The sequence below is a fragment of the Nocardia mangyaensis genome (assembly GCF_001886715.1).
Taxonomy (GTDB): domain Bacteria; phylum Actinomycetota; class Actinomycetes; order Mycobacteriales; family Mycobacteriaceae; genus Nocardia; species Nocardia mangyaensis.
Map to the genome: position 1 here is coordinate 1,394,539 of NZ_CP018082.1, position 17,219 is coordinate 1,411,757.

Annotated in this window: 17 protein-coding genes; 9 read left to right on the plus strand and 8 right to left on the minus strand. The window is 67.2% G+C overall.

All coding sequences use genetic code 11. From position 1 onward, the window contains the following. Nucleotides 1–178 precede the first annotated feature (178 nt). Nucleotides 179–2,209 carry an NADPH-dependent 2,4-dienoyl-CoA reductase gene (locus BOX37_RS06305; protein ID WP_071926817.1) on the minus strand — a complete coding sequence of 677 codons (2,031 nt, stop codon included), beginning with the start codon at nucleotides 2,207–2,209 and terminating at the stop codon, nucleotides 179–181. After that, nucleotides 2,206–2,760, minus strand: coding sequence for a PadR family transcriptional regulator (locus BOX37_RS06310; RefSeq protein WP_071926818.1), 555 nt, complete (start codon nucleotides 2,758–2,760; stop codon nucleotides 2,206–2,208). Before BOX37_RS06310 ends, BOX37_RS06305 begins: the two co-directional genes overlap by 4 nt. A 116-nt stretch (nucleotides 2,761–2,876) precedes the next feature. Here BOX37_RS06310 and BOX37_RS06315 point away from each other — a divergent pair, with 116 nt between their 5' ends. Next, complete coding sequence (locus BOX37_RS06315; protein WP_071926819.1) at nucleotides 2,877–4,208, plus strand: MFS transporter; 1,332 nt, start codon at nucleotides 2,877–2,879, stop codon at nucleotides 4,206–4,208. Between the two features lie 240 nt (nucleotides 4,209–4,448). On the opposite strand, the gene BOX37_RS06320 is transcribed toward BOX37_RS06315, so the two are convergent. Continuing rightward, nucleotides 4,449–5,075 carry a TetR family transcriptional regulator gene (locus BOX37_RS06320; protein ID WP_240505237.1) on the minus strand — a complete coding sequence of 209 codons (627 nt, stop codon included), beginning with the start codon at nucleotides 5,073–5,075 and terminating at the stop codon, nucleotides 4,449–4,451. A 173-nt stretch (nucleotides 5,076–5,248) separates the two neighbouring features. Here BOX37_RS06320 and BOX37_RS06325 point away from each other — a divergent pair, with 173 nt between their 5' ends. Genes BOX37_RS06325 through BOX37_RS35115 form a run of 3 tightly spaced genes read left to right on the plus strand, consistent with a single transcriptional unit; the run spans nucleotide 5,249 to nucleotide 7,862 of the window. Next, on the plus strand, nucleotides 5,249–6,340 hold the full coding sequence (locus BOX37_RS06325) for a ferredoxin reductase (protein ID WP_071926821.1): 1,092 nt from the start codon (nucleotides 5,249–5,251) through the stop codon (nucleotides 6,338–6,340). Nucleotides 6,341–6,371: 31 nt separating this feature from the next. Next, nucleotides 6,372–7,520, plus strand: coding sequence for a fatty acid desaturase family protein (locus BOX37_RS06330; protein ID WP_071926822.1), 1,149 nt, complete (start codon nucleotides 6,372–6,374; stop codon nucleotides 7,518–7,520). Next, nucleotides 7,521–7,862: a hypothetical protein gene (locus tag BOX37_RS35115; RefSeq protein ID WP_240505238.1), complete on the plus strand. Its 342-nt coding sequence runs from the start codon at nucleotides 7,521–7,523 to the stop codon at nucleotides 7,860–7,862. It begins immediately after the preceding gene. On the opposite strand, the gene BOX37_RS06340 is transcribed toward BOX37_RS35115, so the two are convergent. Beyond that, entirely contained in the window at nucleotides 7,863–8,414 is a 552-nt protein-coding gene (locus BOX37_RS06340; RefSeq protein ID WP_240505239.1) for a DUF4254 domain-containing protein, read from the minus strand. A 332-nt stretch (nucleotides 8,415–8,746) separates the two neighbouring features. Here BOX37_RS06340 and BOX37_RS06345 point away from each other — a divergent pair, with 332 nt between their 5' ends. Then, a complete protein-coding gene (locus BOX37_RS06345; RefSeq protein ID WP_071926823.1) occupies nucleotides 8,747–9,067 on the plus strand; it encodes a hypothetical protein in 321 nt (106 codons plus the stop codon). A 6-nt stretch (nucleotides 9,068–9,073) separates the two neighbouring features. Here the strand turns inward: BOX37_RS06345 and BOX37_RS06350 are convergent, their stop codons facing one another. From BOX37_RS06350 to BOX37_RS06360, 3 genes are read right to left on the minus strand one after another with little or no spacing between them, the layout of a single operon-like run. Beyond that, on the minus strand, nucleotides 9,074–10,066 hold the full coding sequence (locus BOX37_RS06350) for an ABC transporter ATP-binding protein (RefSeq protein WP_071926824.1): 993 nt from the start codon (nucleotides 10,064–10,066) through the stop codon (nucleotides 9,074–9,076). A 2-nt stretch (nucleotides 10,067–10,068) separates the two neighbouring features. Further along, nucleotides 10,069–10,902: an ABC transporter permease gene (locus tag BOX37_RS06355; protein ID WP_071926825.1), complete on the minus strand. Its 834-nt coding sequence runs from the start codon at nucleotides 10,900–10,902 to the stop codon at nucleotides 10,069–10,071. Next, nucleotides 10,895–11,683, minus strand: coding sequence for an ABC transporter permease (locus BOX37_RS06360; RefSeq protein WP_071926826.1), 789 nt, complete (start codon nucleotides 11,681–11,683; stop codon nucleotides 10,895–10,897). Before BOX37_RS06360 ends, BOX37_RS06355 begins: the two co-directional genes overlap by 8 nt. A 373-nt stretch (nucleotides 11,684–12,056) precedes the next feature. On the opposite strand from BOX37_RS06360, the gene BOX37_RS06365 reads away from it, so the two are divergent. Together BOX37_RS06365 and BOX37_RS06370 are read left to right on the plus strand one after the other, a co-directional pair. After that, nucleotides 12,057–12,416 carry a hypothetical protein gene (locus BOX37_RS06365; protein ID WP_156910287.1) on the plus strand — a complete coding sequence of 120 codons (360 nt, stop codon included), beginning with the start codon at nucleotides 12,057–12,059 and terminating at the stop codon, nucleotides 12,414–12,416. Between the two features lie 53 nt (nucleotides 12,417–12,469). Next, complete coding sequence (locus BOX37_RS06370) at nucleotides 12,470–13,516, plus strand: isopenicillin N synthase family dioxygenase (RefSeq protein ID WP_071931232.1); 1,047 nt, start codon at nucleotides 12,470–12,472, stop codon at nucleotides 13,514–13,516. 56 nt (nucleotides 13,517–13,572) lie between these two features. Here the strand turns inward: BOX37_RS06370 and BOX37_RS06375 are convergent, their stop codons facing one another. Continuing rightward, nucleotides 13,573–14,982: an aminotransferase-like domain-containing protein gene (locus tag BOX37_RS06375; protein ID WP_071926828.1), complete on the minus strand. Its 1,410-nt coding sequence runs from the start codon at nucleotides 14,980–14,982 to the stop codon at nucleotides 13,573–13,575. 63 nt (nucleotides 14,983–15,045) lie between these two features. Here BOX37_RS06375 and BOX37_RS06380 point away from each other — a divergent pair, with 63 nt between their 5' ends. Then, complete coding sequence (locus BOX37_RS06380) at nucleotides 15,046–15,366, plus strand: cupin domain-containing protein (protein WP_071926829.1); 321 nt, start codon at nucleotides 15,046–15,048, stop codon at nucleotides 15,364–15,366. Nucleotides 15,367–15,697: 331 nt separating this feature from the next. Further along, nucleotides 15,698–17,218, plus strand: coding sequence for a SulP family inorganic anion transporter (locus BOX37_RS06385; protein WP_071926830.1), 1,521 nt, complete (start codon nucleotides 15,698–15,700; stop codon nucleotides 17,216–17,218). Nucleotide 17,219: the final 1 nt, after the last annotated feature.

A 17,219-nucleotide genomic window follows, 5' to 3' on the forward strand; every position in this document is an offset into this window, starting at 1 on the left:
CCGCCTAGATCGTGACTCGACGGTGCGGCCCGCCCGGACGGTGTCGTCACGGCCTCGGCCACCGCCTCGCCAAGGTCCAGGTCGGCGAAAAGGACACCGCCCCGCCTGCCGGATGCGAGTTCGGCGGGCGGGGCGGTGCGGCGGTCGTCCGTCGCGTCGGACGACCGGGTCGGGGGGACTACAGGGCGGCGGCCAGGCGGGTGCCCTGGGAGATGGCTCGTTTGGCGTCGAGTTCGGCGGCCAGATCGGCGCCGCCGATGAGGTGCAGGTCGACGCCGGCGGCGCGGAGGGGCTCTTCGAGTTCGCGGACGGATTCCTGACCCGCGCAGACGATCACGTTGTCGACTTCGATGACACGGGGGTTCTCGTGCTTCTCGCCGAAGCTGATGTGCAGGCCCGCGTCGTCGATGCGGTCGTAGTTCACGCCGCCGACCTGTTCGACACCCTTGGCCTTGAGGGCCGCGCGGTGCACCCAGCCGGAGGTCTTGCCGAGGTCCTTGCCGAACGGCGTCGACTTGCGTTGCAGCAGAACGACATCACGGGCGGCGGGGGAGGGCCGAGGGGTCTTGAGCTGGCCGCGAACCTGTTCGTCGTCGGAGTCCACGCCCCACTCCTGCTTCCACTCATCGAGTTTGAGGGTGGGATGACCCTCGACGGTCAGGTATTCGCTCACGTCGTAGCCGATCCCGCCCGCGCCGATCACCGCGACCTTCTTGCCGACCGGCTTCTCCTCCTTCACCAACTCGGCGTACGAGAGCACCATCGGATGGTCGATGCCGGGAATGTTGGGGATGCGCGGGCGCACGCCGGTCGCCAGGATGACCGAGTCGTACCCGCCCGTGATCAATTCCTCGGCGCTGACCCGCTTCTGGAGATGCAGGGCGACACCGGTGAGCTCGATCCGGCGACGGAAGTAGCGGATCGACTCGTCGAACTCCTCCTTGCCGGGGATGCGGCGGGCGATGTCGAACTGGCCGCCGATCTTGTCGTCGGCTTCGAACAGGTCGACGTGATGGCCGCGCTCGGCCAGGCTCACCGCCGCCGACAGGCCCGCGGGACCGGCGCCGACCACCGCGAAGCGCTTGGCCCGCCGGGTCGGCAGCAGCTGCAGCGTGGTCTCGCTGCCCGCGCGCGGGTTGACCAGGCACGAGACCTTCTTGTTGCCGAAGGCGTGATCGAGGCAGGCCTGGTTGCAGGCGATGCAGGTGTTGATCTCGTCGGCGCGGTCGCCCTCGGCCTTGTTGGCCCACTCGGGATCGGCCAGCAGCGGGCGGGCCAGCGAGATCAGCGCCGCGTCACCGCGGGTGAGGATCTCCTCGGCGATCTCGGGCATGTTGATCCGGTTCGACGCGCACACCGGGATGTTCACCTTGCGGGCGATCTTGGCGGTGAACTCCACGAACGCCGCGCGCGGCACCGAGGTGACGATGGTGGGTACCCGTGCCTCGTGCCAGCCGATGTCGGTGTTGAGGATGTCGACGCCGACCGCTTCCAATTCCTGGGCCAGCGCGATGATCTCCTCGAAGGTCTGGCCCTTCTCCACCAGCTCGGCCATCGACAGCCGGAACACGATGATGAAATCGGGACCGACCGCGGCGCGGATGCGTTTGGCGATCTCCACCGGCAGCCTGCGTCGGTTCTCGGGCGTGCCGCCCCACTTGTCGGTGCGCTTGTTCACCCGGGGCGCGAGGAACTGGTTGATGAAATAGCCTTCACCGCCCATGATCTCGCAACCGTCGTAGCCGGCGAACTTGGCCAGCTTCGCGCAGCGGGCGTAGTCGTCGATGGTGTTCTCGACGCCCTTGGACGAGAGCGCGCGCGGTTTGAACGGGTTGATCGCGGACTTGATCGCCGAGGCCGAAACACTGGTCGGCATATAGGAATACCGGCCCGCGTGCAGGATCTGGATGGCGATCTTGCCGCCCTCGGCGTGCACCGCCTTGGTGATGGTGCGGTGCCGGTAGGCCTCGGACTTGGTGGTGAGCTTGCCGCCGAAGGGCAGCAGCCAGCCGGTGCGGTTGGGCGCGTAGCCGCCGGTGATGATCAGGCCGACCCCGCCGCGGGCGCGTTCGGCGAAGTAGGCGGCCAGTTTGTTGGTGTCCCAGGCGCGGTCCTCGAGACCGGTGTGCATGGAACCCATGACCACTCGGTTGCGCAGGGTGGTGTGGCCGAGGTCGAGGGGCTCGAACAGATGGGGAAAGGAACTCATGGGCTGGGTTCACCTTTTCGCGGTCGCAGGGCCTGCAGTACTTCGTCGCACCATTCGACGTAGCCGGACTCCGCGCGGATGCCCGCGCGCAGCACCAGATACTGGTGCAGCTCGGTGCCGGAGAGCTGGTCCGGCACCGGGAAGAATTTCTTTTCACTGAGCTGGAACTCGTCGAGTCGCTGCGCGTGCTGGGCGCGGTGGCGGGCGACTTCGGCGCAGACGGCGTCGATGTCGCCGTGCGCGGCGCCGCGGATCTTCACGCCGAGTTCGTCGCGGGTGGGCACCGAGTCGGTGGGTTCGGCGAGCCAGCGGGCCAGTTCGTCCTGCCCGGCCGGAGCCACCGAATACACCTTCTTGTCCGGCTTGCCGTGCTGGTTCACCGATTCGACGGTCACCCAGGCGGAGTCCTCCATGCGTTTGAGAACCCGGTAGATCTGCTGATGGGTGGCACTCCAGAAGTAGCCGATCGACTTGTCGAATCGGCGAGCGAGTTCATAGCCCGACCCCGCCCGTTCGCTGAGCGAGACCAGCAGCGCGTGCTCCAGTGCCATGGGACGAGAGTATCCGGAACGCGCGGTACTATGCAACCAGGTTCATATGAAATGTCGGCGTGCCGAATCGCCGAGGTGTCCTGCCGGAACTCCCGATCGCCGATACGCTTCGCCCCATGACCGAGGTGAACGCGGCCGAGACCGTCGGCGAGGCGGCCGGACGCGGGCAAGTTGTGGCATGGGGGTTGTGGGACTGGGGGTCATCGGCATTCCAGGCCGTCACGCTGACCTTCGTGTTCTCGGTGTATCTCACCGATTCGGTCGGCAAGGACCTGCCGGGTTCGATCTCGGCGAGCGCGTGGCTCGGCTGGGCATTGGCCGCGGCGGGTCTGGTGGTAGCGCTGACGGCGCCGGTGTGCGGGCAGTACTTCGATGCCGTCGGGTCGAGGAAGCGGGCGCTGGCGACATTGACGGCGCTCACCGTCGGCGCGATGTCGCTGATGTTCTTCGTCCGCGATGAGCACAGTGATCTGTGGCTCGGCCTGGCGCTGCTGGCCTTCGCCTCGGCGGTCTTCGAGCTGGCGGGCGTGCCCTACAACGCCATGATGCGGCAGGTCTCGACTCCGGCCACAGTGGGCCGGGTATCCGGGTTCGGCTGGGCGATGGGCTATTTCGGCGGCATCGTGCTGCTGTTGATCTGCTACGTGGGGTTCCTCGCCGGTGACGGCGACACCCGCGGCATCTTCGGGATCCCCACCGATCAGGGTCTCAATGTGCGGCTGGTCGTGGTGCTGGCGGCCGTGTGGTTCACAGTGTTCGCGCTGCCGGTGCTGTTCGCGGTGCCGGAACTGCCGCGCACCGGGGCCGATCCCGGTGCCGACCGGGTGGGCTTCCTCGGTTCCTATCGGGTGCTGTGGCGCGATGTGCGTGACCTGTGGGGCACCGACCGGCACACGGTGTGGTTCCTGCTGGCGAGTGCGGTCTTCCGGGACGGCCTCGCGGGGGTGTTCACCTTCGGCGCGGTGCTCGCGGTCCAGGTGTACGGGTTCGCGGCCGCCGATGTCCTGTTGTTCGGGATCGCCGCGAATGTCGTCGCGGGTGCGGCGGCGGTGGTTGCGGGCCGGTTCGACGACACGCTCGGGCCCAAGCGGGTGATCGTGGCCTCGCTGGTCGGGATGATCCTGTGCGGGCTGGTGCTGCTGGTGGTGTCGGGCACGATGATGTTCTGGATCTTCGGCCTCGCCCTCACCATCTTCGTCGGCCCCGCGCAGGCCTCGGCCCGCTCGTTCCTGGCCCGCCTGGCACCGCCCGGCCGTGAGGGTCAGCTGTTCGGCCTGTACACCACCACCGGCCGCGCGGTCTCGTTCCTCGCCCCCGCCCTGTTCGGCCTGTTCGTCTGGGCCTTCCAGAGTGACCGCGCGGGCATCGCGGGCCTGCTCGTCGTCCTGGTCGCCGGATTGCTGGTACTGCTCCCGGTCCGCGCCCCGGCGAAGGTCGCGCGGGGGTGAAACCGGTAGCGGGACTGTGCAGGATCACGGCCACGCGCCGGTAACTTTGTGTGAACATCCGTACTCCGAATCCCGCTGCGGCAGGAAATGACCGACGGAACAACTGATCTCGCAAGCATCGGGGTAGCTCGCCGGGTGCACCCACGGCACGACCACGGAATCGACTGACGGCCCGGCGCCTGACGCGGGCCGAGGCCCACCCCCGACGACCCGGCTGGAAGTCTCGGGGAGGCGGAACAGTTAGTCCTCGGAGAGGCGGGACGGCACCCAGCCGCCGATGCCCAGGGCGATCAGGCGCATCTGCATGACGGTGCGCTCGACGATCGCCGATTCCTCGCGGGGCGCCGACGCCACGAACGCGGCGATGCCGTCGGTGACCGTGCTGACCAGCAGATCCGCGGCGATCTCCAGCTCGGTCGTGCTCCAGGCGTCGAGTGCGCGCAGGCGCGACAGATCCGCGACGATCTCGCGCACGATCAACTGCAGCTCCAACGAGATCGCCTGACGCAGCGCGGCCGAGCCGCCATGACGTTCGCGGATGAGGAAGCCGAACAGCGCGCGCTTGACCCTGACCTGGTCGAAGACGAAGCGCACGGTGTCGGCCAGATGCGCGTCCGGCTTGCGCCTGACCTCGCGCAACGCCAGCCGCAGTGCCGTGACCCCCTCGTCGACCAGGGTGGCACCGAGGTCGTCGAGTGAGGCGAAGTGGCGATAGAACGCGGTCGGCACGATCCCGGCCGAGCGCGCGATCTCGCGCAGGCTCAACGCCGCGAACCCGCGGTCGGCGGCCAGCGCCAGGGTGCCCTCGAGGAGGGCCGCCCGGGTGTGCGCTTTGCGCTCGTTACGGGTTCCTGCCTGCTCAGTCACATCGGTGAGCATACATCCGTTCACCATAGTCGCTTCCCCGCTCATGTTGCCCGGCTCACATTATTGCCGGTTGACAGTGGGCCGGGTCCATCCGGCACACTAGTGAGTGTACAGACGTGCACTGAAATTGTGGCTCGCACGTCGAAGGAACTTCCGCAGAGGGGCAACACATCATGGTGGGACTGATCGACCTGGTGCAGACGTTGACGACGCCGCACCCGCTGGACCGGTACCTGGAACTCGTCAGCCCCGCGCTGACCGCGCGGGAACTGCGCGCCGAGGTCACCCATGTGTCGCACGCGGTGCCCGGCTCGGTGACGCTCACGCTGCGGGCCTCGCGCCAGTGGCGTGGTCACGCCGCCGGTCAGTACGTGCAGATCGGTGTGTCGATCAACGGTGTTCGCCACACCCGTTGCTATTCGCCGATCGACCCGGAGAGTCGCGGTGATCGCTATATCCAGCTCACCGTCAAGGCGCATCCGGGCGGGCTGGTGTCGAACTACCTGCACGAGCACGCCAAGCCGGGCATGGTCGTCGACCTGGCGCCGGCGTCCGGTGTGTTCGCCCTGCCCGAGCCCCGTCCCGAGAAGGTGCTGCTGGTCAGTGGCGGCAGCGGCATCACCCCGGTGCTGTCGATGCTGCGCACCCTCGATGCCGAGGACTACGCAGGTCAGGTCACCTTCCTGCACTACGCGCGGCAGCCCGAGATGGTGCCCCACCGTGCCGAACTGACCGCGATCGCCACGCGCAGGCCCAACTTCCGCGTGGAGTACCGGTACCCGGTGGAGCCGGGTACCGTGGTGAACGGCGAGACCTCCACCGGTAGCGGGTTCTTCGACTACGACGAGCTCGAGCGGGTGGCGCCCTGGTTCGCCGACGCGCAGACCTTCGTCTGCGGTCCGCCGCCGCTGATGCGGGCGGTACAGACGATCTTCGACGCCGAAGGTCTGCAAGATCGCGTACACAGCGAGGAATTCACCCTCACCACCGTCCCGGCCGACCCGGCCGAGGCCACCGGCACCGTCACCTTCTCTGGCAGCGCCGTCGCCGCCGAGAACACCGGAGCACCGCTGCTCGAACAGGCCGAAGCGGTGGGCCTGACCCCGGAATACGGCTGCCGCATGGGGATCTGCTTCTCCTGCACCGCCACCAAGGTCTCCGGGTGCACTCGCAATCTGCGCACCGGCGAGCTGGATGCCGATCCCGACAAGCAGATCCAGATCTGCGTGAACACCGCGGTCGGCGACGTCGACATCGCCCTCTAGACAACCGAATCCATCAAGGGGAGATACAGCCATGACGATTCTCACTGAAGGCAAAGACGGCCCGGTCATCCTGACCCCGGAGCAGGTCGAGGAGTTCGGCCAGGCGCTCGACGCGCTGCGCGCCCGCATCGACGCCGATCTGGGCGAACGCGACCGCGACTACATCTACAAGATCATCAAGACCCAGCGTGGCCTCGAGATCGCCGGGCGCGGGCTGATGTACCTGGGCTTCCTGCCCCCGTTCTGGCTGGCCGGCGTCGCCGCACTCGGTGTGTCGAAGATCCTCGACAACATGGAGATCGGCCACAACGTCATGCACGGCCAGTACGACTGGATGCGCGAGCGCGGCATCAACTCCCGCGAATTCGACTGGGACACGGTCTGCCCGGCGGATCAGTGGAAGCACTCGCACAACTACATGCACCACACCTACACCAACATCCACGACATGGACCGCGACATCGGTTACGGCATCCTGCGCATCGACGAGGGCCAGAAGTGGAACCCCTACTACCTGGGCAACCCGGTGTACGCGTTCCTGCTGATGGTGCTGTTCGAGTGGGGGGTGATGATGCACGACCTCGAGGCCGACAACATCATCAAGGGCAAGCGCAAGTGGAGCGATCTCAAGCCGCTGCTCAAGGGCCAGGCCCGCAAGGCGGGCAAGCAGGTGCTCAAGGACTACGTCGTGTTCCCGGCGCTGACCGGCCCGCTGTTCGTCCACACCCTGGCTGGCAATGCCGCCGCCAATGTGGTGCGCAACCTGTGGACCTTCTCGATCATCTTCTGTGGGCACTTCCCGGCGGGCGTGCAGACCTTCACCAAGGAGGAGACCGAGGTCGAGACCCGGGGTGAGTGGTATGTCCGGCAGATGCTCGGCTCGGCCAACATCACCGGCTCGCGGCTGTTCCACATCATGTCGGGCAACCTGTCGCACCAGATCGAACACCACCTGTTCCCCGATCTGCCGGCCAACCGGTACCCGGAGATGGCGCCCGAGGTGAAGGCGCTGGCCGAGAAGTATGGCCTGCCCTACAACACCGGTCGTTTCTCCAAGCAGATCGGTTCGGTCTGGGCCAAGATCTTCGCGCTCGCGTTGCCGGACAGCTTGGTCAAGAGGGCGCCCAAGCCCGGTGTTATCGTTATGCGTAATCGGAAGGCAACCGAAGTGGGCGTATAAATGGTCGGCAAATTCGAAAGCAACAAGGATCTGGTCCAGGAATTGACGTCCTCCGGTGCCCAGCGGGTCGGCAATATCGCCGCCATCATCACCGGAACCGTCAGCTCGGTCGCTCGGGAGATCGGTGAGTTCATCACCGATGTGATCGAGATGAACGAGGCGGCCGCGGCGGCTCGTCGCGATGCCGAACAGGACGAGCGTCGGAGCCGTGAAGAGGTTGTCGTCGTCGACGACGTGGACGTGACGACCGAACCCGACGATTCCTGGCAGGCCGAGGTGGCCGAACCGAAGGCCCCCGAACCGAAGGTCACCGAGCCGGAACCCACGACCGAGCAGCGCTGATCACCACACCGGCAGTCGCCTGCGGCGTTCGGCGACATCGGTGATCAAGTCGCGGTAGCCATCGGTCAACTCGGCAAGACGGCACCACTGCAGATGGGCGCGAGCCTCCCGCTGCCGTGGTGCCGTCGTCGTCATCGGGTCGCTGTCGAGCGTGTGCTTGGCGGCGACCCATTTCGCCGCCATCCGATCGATCACCGCGCCCAGCGTCTCGGTGTGCAGGGAGGCACCCGCCCGGTGGGCGATATTGGCGGCGACCCAGCCATCGATGCGGGCGATCAGCGCGGCGCGTTCGTCGTCGATGTCGTCGATCAGACGGCCCGATTCCGCGGTTCGACCGTTGGCTGCGCCGGGCCGACGGGCCGCCTCGAGCGCCGCGCGCCGGCGATCATGGCAGCGGGCGAGCCCGCTCGCGGCATCGAGCACGCGATGTGGCGTCGGATTCGGGTCGGGTGCGAGAAAGGCCCGGAGCAGGGCCGACGGTGGCGGCAGTTGCGTGTCGTCCACACGATGGCCGGGATCGATGGTCATGTGCACGCCCCTGATGACACTCACTGACAGAACTCTGATACGCCAGGGCCGGGGAGGATTCGGGGGAGGTGCACTCCCCGGCACCGGCGTAGCCCCGCCCGGGCGTCGACGAATATCCGCGACGCTGCGGCGAGGAAGACGACCCGGGGATGAATCGGGACCCTCTCAGGAAAGCGCGATCCGGCGCTGCCGCGCAATAGTATGATGTACAAACATGGTGGTCGGCGGAAATTGTTATCCACCGTTACGGCGGGGTCTCCGCGTGAGGTCCGCCAGGTAACCGTGTGGCGCATTCGCGGCAATCAATTCCCCGCGCCGGTTCGGCGTCACCGTCGTATGCGCTAACGTCGATAGACGTGCCCGCCTATGTGTCCTCGCCCGAGTTGACGTTCGGGTTCCTGTTCGCGCTGGAAGACCCGCAGCGAATCGCCGACGTCGTGCGCGACCTCATGGAGCGCCGCGCGGTGTCGGTGTTCCGGCTCGCGCGCCTGTCCGATGACGACGGGCCACCGGAACGCTACGTGGTGAACTGGGCCGCCATCCCGCAGATCTCGATCACCACCAGCGCGCCGGAGGAAGCCGACCTGCAGGCCCAGCGGATCATGCTGGTCAACGCCTTCCTCGGCGAGAACGGCGAGGTCCGCATGTACTCCGGAAATCCGCACGCGCCCAGCTGAACTCGCTCAGCGGGCCGACTCGTAGATCCGGCGTACCACGTCCTCGATGCCGGGCTCCTCGATCGACAGGTCGCGCACCTGCACGCGATCGGAGACCGCGGCGAGCAGTTGCGCCGCGGTGGTCTGCTCGGCATCGAAGGCCAGGCGCTGCCGCATGCCGCCGGCATCGCTGGACAGCAGTTGCGCACCGCACGGCAGATCGTCGAGATCCGGTGTGGGCACGGCGAGGTCGACCACGAGCACCCGGCGCGCGCCGACAGTGGCGCCGAGTCCGGTCAGCGAGCCGTCGTAGACGAGCCTGCCGTGGTCGACCACCAGCACCCGGTCGCAGAGGCGCTCGATGTCGCCCATGTCGTGGGTGGTGAGCAGCAGCGTGGTGCCGCGTTCGATGCGCTCGGCGCGCAGGAATTCGCGCAGGCGCTGCTTGGACAGCACGTCCAGACCGATCGTCGGCTCGTCCAGGATCACCAGCTCCGGTGAATGTAACAGCGCGGCAGCCACTTCCGCGCGCATGCGCTGGCCGAGCGAGAGCTGGCGCACGGGCGTGTCGAGGGTCTCGGCCATCTCCAACTGCTCGACGAGCTCATGGGTGCGCTTGTCGGCGACGTCGGGGTCGAGGCGGTGGATCGCCGCCAGAATCGAAAACGACTCGTGCAGTGGCAGATCCCACCACAGCTGTGAGCGCTGCCCGAACACCACGCCGATGCGGGAGGCCAGCTCCCTGCGCTGGCGCACCGGTTCGAGACTGCAGGTGCGCACGCTACCGGTGGTCGGCACGAGGATGCCGGTGAGCATTTTGATCGTGGTCGACTTGCCCGCGCCGTTGGCGCCGATGTAGCCGACCGCGGAACCACGTTCGATCCGGAAACTCATGCGGTCGACCGCGGTGATCGTGGTGCGATGCCGGCGCCATCGGCTGCCGTTCTGGCGGTAGACGGTGAACTGCCGGGTGAGGTCGTCGATGTCGATGATCGGTTCCGTTGCGCTGGGCTCGTCCATCGCTATCCTCCTCCGCCCTGATAGTGCCTCGTGCCGATCCGCCACGCCGCCAGCGCCAGCAGCCACACCCACACCGCCGCTACCGGGGTCAGCCAGGCCGACCACGCGGGCAGCAACGGCGGTCCGGGCAGACCGAGCAGGGCGATGGTCGGCACGTACGCCGTGAACGCGACGGGAATCGCGAACCCGAACAACAGTTTCAGCGGTGCCGGGAACACCGAGGCCGGCTGCATCGCGGCGAAGGATCCGCCGTAGGTAAAGCTGTTGGTGAGCTCGGCACCGTCGATCAAGAAGAACTGTAGTCCCGCCGCGCATACGAAAAGGCCACAGAACAGCGCGATTCCGCTGATCAGGGTGATCACGATCAAGGTAACCGGGGCGATGCCCCAGTCGATATCGTTGCTCCACAGCCCGACCGAGAGCACGATCACCGCCACCGCGGCGCGCGCGAGCCTGCGTAGCGAGATGTCACTGGTCACCAGTTGCAGCAGCAGCGGTTGCGGGCGCAGATGGTAGGCGTCGAGCGTGCCCATCCGGATCATCATCGGCAGCGAGTCCAGATGCCCGACCAGCACCTGGGCCAAGGCGAACGCGGTGTTGGACAGGCCGAACAGCAGCAGCGCCGCGTGCACGTCGAGCCCACCGAGCGTGCCGACATTGTGGAAGATCACCCACACCTCGGCGAATTCGACCAGCCCGATCAGGAAGGCGCTGAACACCTCGGTGGCGAACGAAAGCCGGTACACCCGCTGTGCTTTCACACGCGAACGCAATACTGCGAGGTAGGGGGTGAACCAGTTCCCGGCCACTGCACGCCCGGACTCCGGTTCAGCCACCCTGTACCTCCAGCCTGCGTTGTCCCGCTCGCAGCAACACCCTGCCGAGCAGTCCGATCGCCAGGACCCAGAAGCCTTGTGCCGCAACGATGAGCAAAGCGTCTGCGCCTGCGGCCCGTCCGGACAGCGTATCGATCGGTGCCTGCAGGATGGAAGGAAACGGCGTAGCTCTCGCGATGACGCGCAGCCAGTCGGGGAACATGTGCACCGGAACGAAAAGACCGGCAAGGAACGTACCGACGATCTGATACAGCACCCTGATCCCGCGGATCTCCACCACCCAGAACCCGATCAGGGCCACCGCGAACAGGCACAGGAACGACAGCGCCACCGCGAGCAGCACGCTGATCAGCGCGATCAGATAATCCACCGGGGTCGAGGGCATCGACAGTCCGAAGGTGGCCGCGCCGATGATGATGCTCGGTACGCCGCGGGGCAGGAAGACGCAGGCGGCCCGGCCCATGTCGGTGGCCAGGTAGCCGAGTTGGACGTCGACCGGACGCAGGAAGTCGATCGCGACGTCACCGGACTTGATCCGGTCCACGAGGTCGAGCGGTGGACCCATGAACTGGGTGGCGCCGAGCAGTGCCTGCGACCACCAGACGTAGGCGCCGATCGTCGCTTCGTCGTAGCCGCCGAAATCACTGGACGCGCGGACCGCGGCGACCAGCACCGCCGCGCGGACGAAGCCGAACACGCAGTTGGTGAACAGACCGGCGAACATCGCCAGTTTGTACTGGGCCTGCCGTTTGAACCCGGCGCGCGCCAGCGTCCAATACACTCCAACGGTGCTCGGCTTGCGTCGACGGCACGACAGTCGGCGTCGCACGAGGGCGACCCTTCCGTCCCCCTCCGCATTGCCCCGCACAATCAGTCAACTCTAGGCCGCTCACCTGGAATCAGGATGAAAACGGCACGGATCACTGGCCCGTGGTGACCGGCGCGACGAACCCGGTCAGCGTGCGACGATCAGTGCTCGGGGAAGCCCATGGCGAACAAGATCGCGATGGCTACCGAGCTGACCACGGAAACGGCGAGAATGATCCACATGGGGGGCAAGATTACCTGCCCGTAACCACTGCCTTCGCAGCGGTATGGATTCGGTCGTATCGGGCGCCGGGAGGTCGGCGTCCCGCGAGGAGAGTGACCCGGTCGTGGTGTTCTTCGACGGCGAGGTGTGGACCGGCCCGCAGGACGTGCCGACCACCCTGGACAACCTCATCGACGACGGGGCGCTGAGCCAGTCGGGCTCGGTGTGGCAGGACGAGGTACCCGCGGCGATCCTCGGCGCGGATCTGCGTGGGACCAGGGCGTATGTGGAGGTCGGTGCACAGGAGTGGGTGCTCGTGCCGCTGCACCGGCCGGTTGTCGAGAGTCTCCGCGCGGCAGGTGCGGAGGTGGCCTCCGTCGAGTTCAACGGTGGCCATGACTACGCGTGCTGGCGCGGGGGCATCGCTGACGGTCTGCGCAGGCTGAATTACACGATCGTTACGGCGGATTCATCCCAGGAGTAGGTCGCGCTTCGAAGAATGGGTGTTCCGGTCCCGATCGTGCAGGAGTGCTGCCCATGTCCGAGAACTTCGCCGTTCCCGTCGTCGACATCTCGCCGTTCGTCCAGCCCGGCACCGCGCGCGAACGGGCCGACACCGCGCGGCGGATGGACGAGGCCTGCCGCACCGTGGGATTCGTACAGGTCCTCGGCCACGGCGTGCCCGCTGACGTCCTCGCCGGCTTGGCCGCGGCCGTCGACAGCTTCTTCGCCCTGCCGCCCGAGGGCAAGGCGACCTACCGGGTCCCCGGTAATCGGGGGTACTCCCCGCCGAAGAGCGAATCGCTGTCGCTGAGCCTCGGCATCGAATCGGCGAGCCGGATGAACGACTTCTTCGAGGCGTTCAATGTGGGCACCGAGGCACGGTCCTTTCCCGACCTCGACCTGGACGAGGCGGACTACGGTCGCAACACCTGGCCCACGGTCGAGGGCTTCCGGCCGCGGGTCGAGGACTACTTCGAGCACGCGGGACGGGTGGCGCGCACGCTCATGCGGGTGTTCGCGCAGGCGCTCGACCTGGCCGAGGACTACTTCGACGCGTACACCGACCACTCCGTCGACGTGCTGCGGATGAACAACTACGCCCTGCCCGCCGGCACCGACGTCACCCTCGACGGCGACCTGACCGGCATGGGCGAGCACACCGATTTCGGGCTGGTCACCGTGCTGTGGGCCGATCAGGTGCGTGGGCTGCAGGTACTCGATCACGACGGGACCTGGCACGATGTCGAGCCGATCGACGGCGCACTGCTGATCAATCTCGGCGACCTCACCGCCCGCTTGACCAACGACCGCTGGCCCTCGACCCTGCACCGGGTCAAACCGCCGGTCGTCGAGGGCACGATTCGCCGCCGCCGCTCGGTGGCCTTCTTTCACGACGGCAACATCGACGCCACGATCGCCACCCTGCCCAGCCACCTCGATCTCGCCGACGGCCTCGCCTACGAGCCGATCCTCGTTCGCGACCACATCGCTGCCAAGCTGGCCGGATCCCGGCAACTCAAAGCCAACATCTCCGCGGTACGGGAGGCGGCCCGCGTCCTCGCCGCCAACTCCTCTGCGTAGCAACGAGTCCGGCAGAGGAGCTCGCAGGTGTTCGGGTAGCTGGCGACGACTCCGATCTAGACAGCCAGTGAAGGCGGCGCGGACGAGGGCTGGTCGGGTGGTGTGTAGCCGTGCCACGCCGCGGCCAGGCGGCTCGTGGCCTCCTCCAGCGTGGGGGAATCGGCGACGAAGCTGATCCGGATGTAGTCGATGCCGGCGCCGGTGGCGTCGAGTCCGGTACCCGGCAGGATCGCGACACCGTGTCGCAGGGCGCGCTGGGCGAACGAGGTGCCGTCCCCCTCGGGCAGCCGGATCCACAGCGTCTGACCGCCGGTCACCGGGGTGACCTCCCATTCGGGCAGGAGCCTGGCCAACGCGGCACCGAGGACATCGTGACTTTCCTTGCGCTGCCGTGTGATTCGGTCGCGCAGCGGATCCAGGTCGCGCAGCAACCGGGCGGCCGCCAACTGCGCGGGGATGTTGCCGCCGAGGTCGTGTACGGCGCGCAGCCGGGCCAACCGGGCGATCAGCGGGCTCGGCGCGCGCACCCAACCGACCCGCAGTCCGCCCCAGACGATCTTGCTGAGCGAACCGAGGGAGATCACCGACTCGTCATAGGCGGCCAAGGGCGGTGGCGGCGGATCGGTGCCGGGGAAGCCGAGTTCGGCCAGGACCTCGTCGTCGACCAGCGGCACCCTGGATGCTCGGGCCGACTCGACCAGCCGTCTGCGGGCCAGCCCGGAAAGCACCGCGCCCGTGGGATTCTGGTACGTCGCGACGACGTAGGCCAGCGCAGCCGGGGTGATCGTGCCGAGCCCGACCGGGCCGGTCCGCGGGATGGCCGCGACCTCCCGGAACGCCTCGAGCGCACCGGGATAGGTCGGCGCCTCCACCAGCACTCGATCACCGGGTCGCAGCAGCGCGCGGGCGAGGAGCGACAAGGCCTGCTGTCCACCGCCGGTGACGAGAATCTGTGCCGGGTCGGTCGGTACCCCACGTGCCCGGTAGCGATCGGCAATCGCGGTGCGCAACAACGGATGTCCGGTCGGTCGATAGCCGATGTCGCCGTCGGTCGCGGCGAGCTCGGGCAGGATGTGCTGATACGCCTGAACCACCTCGGGCGGCGGTGTCGGCGGGGCGGCACAGGCGAGCGCGATGACGTCGGCGTCCGGTTCGAGCAGTTGCAGGAAGGCCGGTGAGTGGGTGGTCTCCCCGGCCGGAAGCGCGCCCGGTCCAGCGACCCGGGTGCCGCTACCCTGCCTGCGCACGACCCGTCCCTCGCCGCTGAGCAGGTCGTAGGCGGCCACGACTGTGCCGCGACCGACCGCGAGCGCTTTCGCGAGTCGGCGATCGGGCGGCAGTAGTGTGCCCGCCCGCAGCTCGCCGTCATCGATCAGGGTCCGCAGGCGCCGTGCCAGCAGCAGATACATCGGCCCGCGGTCGGCCGACCAGCGGCCGAGCCGGTCGGCGAGTTCGATTGGCTCCATATGCGAACCAATCTATCTCGATTGGCTCTGTGGGTGCGGGCCTGCCGTCGTCAGGATGGACCCATGACCAAGATCTCGATCACCGAAGTAGTCGACAGCCTGACCGCGCCGTGGCAACCGAGGGATCTGGCCACGGCCAACGACGCCGTCGTGCGGATCGCCCGCTTCCACGGTGCCTTCCCCTGGCACCACCACGACGAGGACGAACTGTTCCTGTGCTGGAACGGCACCTTCCGCATCGAGTTGCGGGACCGTGAGCCGGTGACGCTGGGTCCAGGCGACATCTTCGTCGTTCCCCGCGGCGTCGAACATCGGCCGGTGGCGACGGAACCGGCGCACGGGATCATGATCGAACGGCCGGAAACTCAGCAGTACGGCAACTGAAGGTCGACGATCGCGTCGGCAGATCACGCCGGGCGACCAGCAGGCCGACGGGTTCGACCTGGCCGCTCGCGACGACATCGCCACGTCATGGCGGCGTGGCTGGCAAGTGAGACCTCCGACACGTCACCCCGTCGAGGGTTGTGAGCCTACCCGTACGGGAGGGTATATTCACTCCGCTGAGTGTTAGCTGAAGATCGTCATCCGGCAGCGTGGCCGATGATGTCCAGCACTGTCGCGCTCGTGCCGCCGACTGCTCGCATCACCGATTTCTTCCACCGCGCCGACCGTGGTCCCTGGGGCACCCGCGCGACCGACCGAACGGAGCTCGCCGATGGGGACAGCTGTGTCCACCACCAAGGAAACCGACGGGTCGGTGATGGACGCGCTGCGGAGCCCGAAGCGTCTGCGCACCGAGATCCTGGCCGGGCTGGTGGTCGCGCTGGCGCTGATCCCGGAGGCGATCTCGTTCTCGATCATCGCCGGTGTCGATCCGAGCGTCGGGCTGTTCGCGTCGTTCACCATGGCGGTGACGATCTCGATCGTCGGTGGTCGCCGGGCGATGATCTCGGCCGCGACCGGAGCGATCGCGCTGGTCATCGCGCCGGTGGTCGAGGAACACGGCCTGGACTACCTGATCGCGACGGTCATCCTGGCCGGCGTGCTGCAGATCGTGCTCAGCGTGATCGGCGTGGCGCGGCTCATGCGATTCATCCCGCGCAGCGTCATGGTCGGCTTCGTCAACGCGTTGGCGATCTTGATCTTCGCCGCGCAGATCCCGCATCTGCTCGGGGTGCCGTGGCTGGTCTATCCGATGGTCGCGCTCGGCATCGCGATCATGGTGTTGCTGCCCAAGCTGTCGAACGTGGTTCCGGCCCCGCTGGTGGCGATCGTGCTTCTCACCGCCGCCACCATCGTGTTCTCGCTCAACGTGCCCAACGTGGGCGACGAAGGCGAACTGCCGTCGAGCCTGCCGACCTGGCTGATCCCGGATGTTCCGTTCACCCTCGAGACGTTGGGCATCATCGCGCCCTATGCGCTGGCCATGGCGCTGGTCGGACTCCTGGAGTCGTTGATGACAGCAAAGCTGGTCGATGACATCACCGACAGCCATTCCGACAAGACCCGGGAAGGCTGGGGTCAGGGTGTGGCCAATGTGGTGACCGGCTTCTTCGGCGGAATGGGTGGCTGCGCGATGATCGGCCAAACCATGATCAACGTGAAGGAATCCGGCGCTCGCACGCGCATCTCGACCTTCCTGGCCGGTGTGTTCCTGCTGATCCTGGTTGTCGGGCTCGGTGATGTCGTGGCGTTGATCCCGATGGCGGCGCTGGTCGCGGTGATGATCATGGTCTCGGTCGGCACCATGGATTGGCACTCGATCGCCCCGAAGACGTTGCGGCGCATGCCGATCGCCGAGACCAGCGTCATGCTGGTGACCGTCGTTGTCACGGTGGCGACCCACAACCTCGCCTACGGCGTGATCGCCGGTGTGCTCACCGCCATGGTCGCGTTCGCGCATCGCGTCGCCCACTTCACCGAAGTGGTCAAGGTCGGTGAGGCCGACATCGACCATGACGGCAGCATCGACACCCGCGTCTACAAGGTGCGTGGCGAGTTGTTCTTCGCCTCCAGCAATGACCTGGTGTACCAGTTCGATTACGTCGACGACCCGCGCAATGTCGTGATCGATATGTCCGACGCCCACATCTGGGACGCCTCGACCGTCGCGACGTTGGACGCGATCACCACCAAATACGAGGCCAAGGGCAAGAACGTCGAGATCGTGGGGCTCAACGCAGCCTCCGAGCAGCGGCACGAACGGCTGAGCGGACACTTGGCAGGCGGCCACTGAC